A 6,466-nucleotide genomic window follows, 5' to 3' on the forward strand; every position below is an offset into this window, starting at 1 on the left:
GAGCTGGCCTTCACCGCGCGCGTCGAGCGTTTCGACCGCGGCTTCAAGCCCCGCTCCGACGCCGATGCCTGGAAGGAACTCGGCACCTTCCGCATGCAGCTGGGCGGTACCAACGAAATGGCACTCAAGCCGCGCCGTGGCGGCCTGTCGCTGAGCTGGCAGTCCAAGTTCTAAGTCCGCAAGTTCTGACGCCGGACGCCCCGGCGCCTTCGCCGCAGCCCGCGCTGCGCGCTTCATCCAAAGCAGTACCTCTATGGCTACGCCTGCAATCAGCCGGCGCGGTGCGCTGTGCGCGCTCGCGCTGAGCTGGGTCTGTTTGAGCAATGTGTCCTGCAGCGCCACGCTGCCGCCCAGAGAGGCGGTTGCCATGCCGGTGGCGGCCAGCGTGGGCGCGCTGGGCCGTGACCTGAAGGTGGCCGACTCCAAGGGCGAGGTGTCTGACGCCGCCACCCGCAACATCGTCGCCGGCGTGGCCGCCGAGGGCCACGCCAAGCTGGCGCTGCACCACCTGCAGGTGATGGCCGACGGCATGCCCGACGTGCCGCTGTACCGCGGCAACACCGCCAGGCTGCTGATCGACGGGCCCCAGGCCCTGGGCGCGATGCGTGCGGCCATTGCCGGCGCGACCCGGCGCGTGCTGCTGGAGAGCTACATCTTCGAGGACGAAGGCCTGGCCCGCCAGATGGCCGACCTGCTGCGCAGCAAGGCCGCGCAAGGCGTGCAGATCGCGGTGATCTACGACAGCGTCGGCTCGCTGGGCTCGGAGAAGACCTTCTTCGAGGAACTGCGCGCCGGCGGCGTGGCCGTCTGCGGCTACAACCCGGTCAGCCCGTTCGAGCGCGCCGGCTTCTGGAACATCACCCAGCGCGACCACCGCAAACTGCTGGTGGTCGATGACCGCATTGGCTATACCGGCGGCATCAACATCAGCCAGGTCTATGCCTCCGGCTCCTTCAGCCTGCGCCGCCGCGCGCCGCAGGTCGACCCGCTGAAGAACGGCTGGCGCGACACCCAGATCGAGGTCCAGGGCCCCATCGTGCCGGCGCTGGCCGAATCCTTCGAGCACCAGTGGAACGGCCAGGGCTGCGAGGGCAAGCTGCCGCCGCCGCCCACCACGCCCACGCCGGTGCAAGGTGAGCGCGTGCTGCAGCTGCTGCTCAGCCAGCCCGGCCAGAAAGCCAACCCGATCTACCGCTCGGTGCTGCGCGCGATCGACGCGGCCCAGCAGAGCGTGCACCTGACCATGGCCTACTTCGCGCCCGGTGAGGACATGCTCAAGGCCTTGTGCGACGCCTCGCGGCGTGGCGTGCAGGTCGTGCTGGTGCTGCCGTCGAAAAGCGACTTCGGCCTGATGCTGGCCGCTGGCCGCGGCTACTACCAGCAGCTGCTGGAAGCCGGCGTGCAGGTGCACGAGCTGCAGGACGCGATGCTGCACGCGAAGACCGCCGTGGTCGATGGCGTGTGGTCCACCGTCGGCTCCAGCAACCTGGACTGGCGCAGCTTTGCCGACAACGCCGAGATCAACCTGGTCGTCGTGGGCGACGACTTTGCGCAGGTGCTGGAGGCCCAGTTCCAGCGCGACCTGCAGGCCTCGGCTGCCATCACGCCTGCTGCCTGGGCCCAGCGTGGTCTGGGCGCCAGGCTCAAGGAGTGGACGGGCCGCCTGTTCGAGCGCTGGCTCTGATCTGAAGCAGACGTGAAGCAGACCGGCGAGCCGCGCCAAGGGCATGTTCTCGGGCGCCCATTCAGCCGGCCGTCCTACAGGCCGCGGCGCCGGTGCTGCCTAAACTGGAATCCCGCAACGCAGCAAAACCGTGCGCTGCCGTTCAGGTGCAAGACATGCCGGTACTCAAGACCTTTCTTGTCGAAGACAGCCCCGTGATCCGCGAGAACCTTGCGGCCGCCCTCGAGGAGATGGTGCCGCTGCAGGTCGTGGGCCATGCCGAAGACGAGCCCGGCGCGCTGCAATGGCTGCAAAACCCGCCGGCCCCTTGCGACATCATCATCCTGGACCTGTTCCTGCGCCAGGGCTCAGGCCTGAACGTGCTGCGCCGGCTCAGCGATGCGAGGCAAAGGCAGGACGGCGCGCGCAAGCGGCCGGCGCCGCGCTGCGTCGTGCTGACCAACTACGCCACCGACGAAATGCGCCGCCAGTGCCTGCAGCTCGGCGCCAGCCGGGTGTTCGACAAGTCCGGCGAGATCGAAGACCTGATCGACTACTGCCTCGCGCTGGCCGACGAAGCCGGCCCACGCGAAGGCCGGCTCGACGCCTGAGCACCAGGCTCTCAAGAAAACGAAGGGCCGCTCCCGAGTTTTCTTGACCCCCTCGGGGGGCCTGACGCGAAGCGGCAGGTCTGGGGGCGCTCACGACGCCGCGCCGCTGGCCGACACGTCGTGCACGCGCAGCCATTTCTCCAGCCGCACGCCGTCCACCTGGCCGTTGTACATGGCCTTGCTGATCATGCGCTCGTGGTAACCGAGCTCGTTGTAGAAGATCCTGGCGGCGAGGTTTTCGCGCCGCGCTTCAACCCGGATGCGCTCGGCCCCGGCCACCCGGGCCGCAGCCTCCAGCCAGTCCAGCAGCGCCTTGCCCAGCCCCTGCCGCTGGCGTGCCGGTTGCACCGCGAACAGCACCAGGTGCGCATCGTCATCGTGGTACGCCATGATGCCGAAACCCACGGGCGCGCCGCGCGGCCCCGTCACCGCCACGTTGATGTGCGGCGCCAGAATGGCCTGCGCCACGCGCTGCCCGTCCCAGCCCCAGGGCAGGCCATGCTCGATCAGATGGCGTGACATCAGGGCAATGGCCGCGGCATCCGCGGCAACGGCCAGGCGAATGGCATTGGAAGTGATCATCGGCGCCCATCTTCCCCCAGCGGCAGGCGCTTGCCTGGGGGCAAGGCAAAACCTTGCCGAGGCTTTGTCCTACAGCCCGTCCCGGGAGGCGACTACACCGCGGGCGGTTTGCGCTGCCTACAGTAGCGTCCATGGTCAGCAGCACTGCAGCAGTCCAGCCAAGCTGCTGACCGACCCCGAACAAGGCACCCGACAAACAGCGTGCAGGCCGAGGTGAATCGGCAGACCACCAGTGTGGCTCTGTCCAGCTTGCCGGTAGACCATGGCTCCGAACAATGGCCATAACCCAGCCATCGTTTACCGGCACCTTCACCAAAGCCTGCACCCTTTTTGTCGTCGCCTTCCGCCGGCCTGTTTCTTGCGGCGCACAGGGGCCCCGTGGCGCGTCTTTGCACGCCTGCCGCCCGCCCCTCTTTTCCGCCCCAAGCCGCGCCATGCCTGCCTTGCCCAGCCCCGCCGTCCAGCCCTCTGCTGCCCTGCGGAGCGCGCCATGAGGCCGGTGGGCCTGGGCGGCTGGTTCACCGCCTACCTGGGCGCGCTGCTGGCCATCGGCCTGCTGGACGCCGCCTGGCTGCTGGGCATTGCCCGCGGCTTCTACCAGCGCGAGATCGGCGAGTTGATGCGCCCCGCGCCCTCGTTGCTGCCTACCGTCCTGTTCTACTTCGGCTACCCCGCCGGCCTGCTCGCGCTGGCCTGGGGCCCGCAGGTCGACAGCGCCTTCACTGCGCTGTGGCGCGGCGCGTTGGTCGGGCTGGTGGCCTACGGCACCTACGACCTCACCAACTGGGCCACCTTGCGCGGCTGGAGCGTGCAGGTGAGCCTGGTGGACGGCGTGTGGGGCATGTGCGTCTCCGCCGCCGGCATGCTGACCGCCTGGTGGGCCGTTCTGCGCTTTGGCAACCACGGCTGAACCACGGCGGGGCGCCCGGTGATGCCGCGTCAACCCTCGCGTTGGTTCGCACGGCAGCGCGGCTCGGTCTCGCACTGACCCGCCGCGGCGCGAGCTTGCGCAAGCCTGGTTTCGCAGGCGGCCTTGCGTGGCGAGACGAGCCCCTTGGGGCAATTGCCGGTCCTGCCGCTGACACCGATGTCGGTGCTCTCCGACACGCGGAAGAGTCCACAGCCGACCACGCGGAGGACGGGGTTTGTCTATCGTTGCATCAACGCCGGACATCGGCACCTCATCAGGAGCCCCGCATGACCACTGACCACTTTCCCCCCCTCGGCCGAATGACCGCATTGACCGCCATCGTGGCGGCCGCCGTCCTCGGCGCTTGCGACCGCAGCGAAGATTCCCGCACCGCAGGCCAGCGCCTGGATGCGGCCGTCGCCAAGGTCGAGCAGAAGAGCGATGAAGCCCAGGCCAAGATGCGCCAAGACACGGCCGAGTTCAAGGCCGACGCCAAGCAGGCGGGTGCCGAGCTGAAGGCCGATGCCAAGCAGGCCGGCGCGGAAGCCAAGGGCGCCGTGGGCGACGCGACCATCACCGCGTCCATCAATGCCGAGCTGGCCAAGGACAAGGAGCTGAGCGCGCTGCGCATCAACGTTGACACGGTCAACGGCCGCGTGGCACTGCACGGCACCGCGCCGACCGACAGCGCCCGCGAACGCGCCACCCGGCTGGCGATGGGCGTGGACGGCGTGCAGAGCGTCGACAACCAGCTGGCCGTCAAGAACGGCTGAGTGTCAGTCTGCCGCTGACCTTCGCATCGCCTCGCATTTCCATCAGCCATCCCAACGCGTCCCGCAGGAGAGCCAACATGTCCACCCCCTTCCCCACCGCCGCAGCCAAGCAGGCCGCCAAGTCTGGCCAACCCGGCCAGGCCGCCGCCGAACATGGCCGGCTGCAGCTCGACGAAGCGGGGCTGAAGGCTGCCAAGCGCGACATCACGGATGGCGCCGTCACGCCAGCCTACGGGCCTTGGCGTGACGACGTGGTCAAGCTGCTGAACGACGCGCTGGCGACCGAGCTGGTCTGCGTGCTGCGCTACCGCCGCCACCACTTCACCGCGGTGGGCGTGGCCTCGCCCGCCATCGCCGACGAATTCCTGGTGCATGCCAACGAAGAGCTGGGCCATGCCGACCGGCTGGCCCGCCGCATCGTCGAGCTGGGTGGTGAACCGGACCTGAATCCCGCGCATTTGCTGCAGTCCAGCCATGCCGACTATGACGAGTCCAAGGACCTGCAATCGATGATTCGCGCCAACCTGGTGGCCGAGCGTGTGGCGGTGGAAAGCTACCGCCAGATGATCGAGCTGATCGGCCCCAAGGACCCCACCACCCGCCGCCTGCTCGAAGACGTGCTTGCCGATGAAGAAAAGCACGCCGACGAACTCAGCGACTGGCTGGAGCGCTGAAGGCCTCGGCCTGCGCTTCGCTTCCCGCTTATTTTTTCCCGTTCACAACTCACAACCCCACTGGAGATCCCCATGAATGCACGTTTCATCCTTGCCGCTGTCATCTCGGCCACCGCTGTCCTCGCCACCACCGGCTGCGCGGTCACGCGCGAGCAGGAATCGGTGGGCGCCTACATTGACGACTCGGCGCTGACCGCCCGCGTCAAGTCCGCCTTTGCCAGCGACCCTACCGTCAGCGCGATGTCGATCAGCGTTGAAACCATGAAGGGCGTGGTGCAACTGTCCGGCTTCGCCAAGAGCACGGCCGAGCGCTCGCAGGCTGACGCCATCGCGCGTGGCACCGGCGGCGTCAAGGCTGTGCGCAACGACATCGTCGTTCGCCCTTGAGCTTGCGACCGGCCCTGAACGGGCCCGTCGACGACGGAGTTTTTCCTGAGCCCTGACCTTCTGCCCGACCCGGGTCTCCCGGCTCGGGCATTTTTTCGTCTGCTCATGCCTCGTCGAAACGCTCGCGCCACAGCGCCTGCAGGCGCGGGTGCGCGTCCACGCGGGCCATTGCTTGCGCCATGCGTGGGGCGGCTTCGCAGAAGCGTTCGCGCCAGGGGCCGAAGCGGGAGACCACGGCGACGTAGAGGTCCAGCACGGTGAGCGTGTCGCCCAGCAGGTACTGGCCCGGCGCCAGCTGGCTGTCCATGTGCTGCCAGCAGAAGGCAATGCGCTCGTGCACGGCGTTCACCACCTGTTCGCGGGCGGTGGTCGGCGCGCCAATGCGCTGCACGTCCGGCTTGATCCAGTGCAGCGCGTAGATGGCGGACGAGACGTAGAGCATCCAGCGCAGGAACTGGGCGCGCAGCGGATCCTCAGGTGCCGGGGCCAGGCCGGCGGCAGGGTGCAGGTCTGCCAGGTAGATCAGGATCGCGGCGCTTTCGGTCATGACCTGGCCGCCGGGCAATACCAGCGTGGGAATCTGGCGCATCGCGTTGACCGGTGCCACGCGCTCGCGCGCTTCGGGCTCGGCCCAGGTGGCGCCTTCGATGAGCTGGTAAGGCAGCGTCAGCAAGGTCAGCGCCGCTTCGACGGCGACCGCGCCAGAGGCCTTGGCGCCATAGAGGGTGAAGGTGGGTGCGTCAAGGGCCACGGCGGCTTCCGGCAATGAGACCGGCGCATTCTGCGACCGGGCTCCCCAGCCGTCCACGCGCGGCCGGCTACGTCTTTGCGGCAGGGGCCGCCACCGGCCGCGTGCGCACGCCCAG

General features: G+C 68.6%; 8 protein-coding genes. 6 read left to right on the forward strand and 2 right to left on the reverse strand.

The annotated features are described in order from the left end of the window. Nucleotides 1-253 precede the first annotated feature (253 nt). Both FKP22_RS17375 and FKP22_RS17380 read left to right on the forward strand, forming a co-directional pair. Nucleotides 254-1,684 carry a phospholipase D-like domain-containing protein gene (locus FKP22_RS17375; protein ID WP_141288753.1) on the forward strand — a complete coding sequence of 477 codons (1,431 nt, stop codon included), beginning with the start codon at nucleotides 254-256 and terminating at the stop codon, nucleotides 1,682-1,684. Nucleotides 1,685-1,839: 155 nt separating this feature from the next. Continuing rightward, nucleotides 1,840-2,274, forward strand: a complete 435-nt coding sequence (locus tag FKP22_RS17380; protein WP_141288755.1) for a response regulator — start codon at nucleotides 1,840-1,842, stop codon at nucleotides 2,272-2,274. Nucleotides 2,275-2,364: 90 nt separating this feature from the next. Here FKP22_RS17380 and FKP22_RS17385 read toward each other — a convergent pair whose 3' ends face one another. Beyond that, nucleotides 2,365-2,856, reverse strand: coding sequence for a GNAT family N-acetyltransferase (locus tag FKP22_RS17385; RefSeq protein WP_141288757.1), 492 nt, complete (start codon nucleotides 2,854-2,856; stop codon nucleotides 2,365-2,367). A gap of 490 nt (nucleotides 2,857-3,346) precedes the next feature. Here FKP22_RS17385 and FKP22_RS17390 point away from each other — a divergent pair, with 490 nt between their 5' ends. The 4 genes from FKP22_RS17390 (at nucleotide 3,347) to FKP22_RS17405 (ending at nucleotide 5,600) form a co-directional block, all read left to right on the forward strand. Then, nucleotides 3,347-3,766 (forward strand): DUF2177 family protein, encoded by a 420-nt coding sequence (locus tag FKP22_RS17390; protein ID WP_141288759.1) that lies wholly within the window; start codon nucleotides 3,347-3,349, stop codon nucleotides 3,764-3,766. A 287-nt stretch (nucleotides 3,767-4,053) separates the two neighbouring features. Next, nucleotides 4,054-4,539, forward strand: coding sequence for a BON domain-containing protein (locus FKP22_RS17395; protein WP_141288761.1), 486 nt, complete (start codon nucleotides 4,054-4,056; stop codon nucleotides 4,537-4,539). A 77-nt stretch (nucleotides 4,540-4,616) separates the two neighbouring features. Continuing rightward, nucleotides 4,617-5,213: a ferritin-like domain-containing protein gene (locus tag FKP22_RS17400; RefSeq protein ID WP_141288763.1), complete on the forward strand. Its 597-nt coding sequence runs from the start codon at nucleotides 4,617-4,619 to the stop codon at nucleotides 5,211-5,213. A gap of 72 nt (nucleotides 5,214-5,285) precedes the next feature. After that, nucleotides 5,286-5,600 (forward strand): BON domain-containing protein, encoded by a 315-nt coding sequence (locus FKP22_RS17405; protein WP_141288764.1) that lies wholly within the window; start codon nucleotides 5,286-5,288, stop codon nucleotides 5,598-5,600. A 103-nt stretch (nucleotides 5,601-5,703) separates the two neighbouring features. Here FKP22_RS17405 and FKP22_RS17410 read toward each other — a convergent pair whose 3' ends face one another. Next, entirely contained in the window at nucleotides 5,704-6,351 is a 648-nt protein-coding gene (locus FKP22_RS17410) for a glutathione S-transferase family protein (protein WP_231010550.1), read from the reverse strand. Nucleotides 6,352-6,466: the final 115 nt, after the last annotated feature.

The organism is Ideonella azotifigens, from assembly GCF_006519715.1.
Lineage (GTDB): Bacteria > Pseudomonadota > Gammaproteobacteria > Burkholderiales > Burkholderiaceae_C > Ideonella > Ideonella azotifigens.

Bases quoted from the DNA above. Each gene is read 5' to 3' on its own strand.
- FKP22_RS17400 (WP_141288763.1), top strand. From the start codon at position 4,617: ATGTCCACCCCCTTCCCCACCGCCGCAGCCAAGCAGGCCGCCAAGTCT.
- FKP22_RS17380 (WP_141288755.1), top strand. From the start codon at position 1,840: ATGCCGGTACTCAAGACCTTTCTTGTCGAAGACAGCCCCGTGATCCGC.
- FKP22_RS17385 (WP_141288757.1), bottom strand. From the start codon at position 2,856: ATGATCACTTCCAATGCCATTCGCCTGGCCGTTGCCGCGGATGCCGCG.
- FKP22_RS17405 (WP_141288764.1), top strand. From the start codon at position 5,286: ATGAATGCACGTTTCATCCTTGCCGCTGTCATCTCGGCCACCGCTGTC.
- FKP22_RS17390 (WP_141288759.1), top strand. From the start codon at position 3,347: ATGAGGCCGGTGGGCCTGGGCGGCTGGTTCACCGCCTACCTGGGCGCG.
- FKP22_RS17395 (WP_141288761.1), top strand. From the start codon at position 4,054: ATGACCACTGACCACTTTCCCCCCCTCGGCCGAATGACCGCATTGACC.
- FKP22_RS17375 (WP_141288753.1), top strand. From the start codon at position 254: ATGGCTACGCCTGCAATCAGCCGGCGCGGTGCGCTGTGCGCGCTCGCG.